Origin of the sequence: Raoultella sp. T31 (assembly GCF_002806725.1) — a bacterium.
In the GTDB taxonomy this organism is placed as follows: domain Bacteria; phylum Pseudomonadota; class Gammaproteobacteria; order Enterobacterales; family Enterobacteriaceae; genus Klebsiella; species Klebsiella electrica.
In genome coordinates this window covers 1-1,620 of the sequence record NZ_PIBO01000081.1, presented here as the reverse complement: position 1 = coordinate 1,620, position 1,620 = coordinate 1, and the positions used below count along the sequence as shown (strand labels likewise).

General features: G+C 40.8%; 1 protein-coding gene. It reads right to left on the bottom strand.

Features of this window, described 5'->3' with window-relative positions; all coding sequences use genetic code 11:
- Positions 1 to 14: 14 nt before the first annotated feature.
- Entirely contained in the window at positions 15 to 305 is a 291-nt protein-coding gene (locus CWM52_RS25805) for a hypothetical protein (protein ID WP_032453058.1), read from the bottom strand.
- Positions 306 to 1,620: the final 1,315 nt, after the last annotated feature.

Genomic DNA, 1,620 nt, shown 5'->3' with positions numbered 1-1,620 from the left:
GTGACCCCCTGATTTTACGGAAAAATTTTCATCAGTAATTTTCTGGCCTCATCTCTTAAATCATCGTTCACACGATTAGACGCAATAATTAGCCTTAATGCTTCTTCACTTGCCCCTGCGGAAATGATTGCTCTCGCTTTACTGGTGCGGCTCCCACAGCTTTTTTCTGTGTATCCTTCCTGAGTATGTAGCAGTTCAATAAGGTCAGCACGTGAAATGGTTGTGTTGGCAAACTTGCTGTAATACGTCACAAAGCACCCCATACCAATAGCTTTAAGGTAGGTGTGTAATTTTTCGTCATCCATTGAGAGGCCCTTAAGAGAATATCTGAGGGAATTGTAACCCTCTGAAAGTCATCTTAACCAGTGGGTAAACTGAGATGAAAGGTTTGATGTCTGTATCCGGCTTACGCTTACCGTTATCCCTGTACCATTGTTTCTGGCATTCAACACAAGCCATGCAGCTTGAGTAATGTTCACTGGCACCATGTCTCTTGCAGATGTGAACAAAGAAACGCTGACCGAGTGCTCTGGCAATCTTTGCCGCAGCAGTTTTCCGGGTGGTGAAGTCTTCGTTTCCGGTAAGAAACAAAAATCGGTTTGATGTCTGTACAGTAGGTTTCATTCTTCCAGTCTCCGGTGTGGAAAATAATTCAGCCCACCAGCGATTAACGCTTGATGGGAAGGAACCCTTTTCACCGTGATGGATTGTCTATGGCTTAACAGATGGGAAGGTCTGAAAAGTTGCAATTCACAATATTGCTGTAGGGTGAGGTGACTCAACAATTTGGGGTTGTTTAGTATTCACTCTTATTGTGAATGTCTGCCATTGATAAATCTCTTTAGATATGGCTGGACTAGTTGAACTCTCAAGCTATCCCGACTCAACGGGGGCTTAAGCAACGACACCAGATATTCCCACAACCCAAAGAGAACTCATCTCTAACAGGCTGATTATTATATCAAACGCAATGGTTTGATGCAATTGTAACCTGAGCTATTTTAGCGCTCTCTGAGGGCTTATGATGGGCCTTGAGGGGAGAATGTATGGTTGATATTGGGAACGCTTCAGAATGGCATACAGGGGTTCTGATAGGCTATCTGAATAGATTACAAGGCGAAAGCAAGAAGCATGACAACGCGAAGCCATGCGAATGTTGAAAGGATAATTCCTTGATTGGTGATTCCACATCTTAACAGTAATCTTTAAAGGTATTGATTAAGTATCTTTGAAGAGATAATAAGATTTTAATGGCTTTTGGCGTAAGCCATTTTCTTATTGTAGTATTCAATTAGTGATAATCAGAAAACTTTAAAGGTAATCTGTAAAGGTCTTAATGCATTATATCAATCGTAAAAAAACCCGTCAATAGCAAAAAGTGCTAAATATGTATTTCTGCAATCCCATCCCTCCCGCCAATAATAACCATTCATCAATTACTGCAATAACAAAATACTACTGGACAAAAACACAGTTTCGTATGATAATAATACAGTAATGCTCATTTATCAAAATCGGTCAACAGGGTCTTAGATAGATGAGAATAGCTGGACGGTCACTTTCTCAGGTTTTATCATGGGGGGTGGCCTTTCCTGTTTTAGGGGTATTAACATGAATGAA

Coding starts and splice junctions, on each gene's coding strand:
- CWM52_RS25805 (WP_032453058.1), bottom strand. CDS start 305: ATGGATGACGAAAAATTACACACCTACCTTAAAGCTATTGGTATGGGG.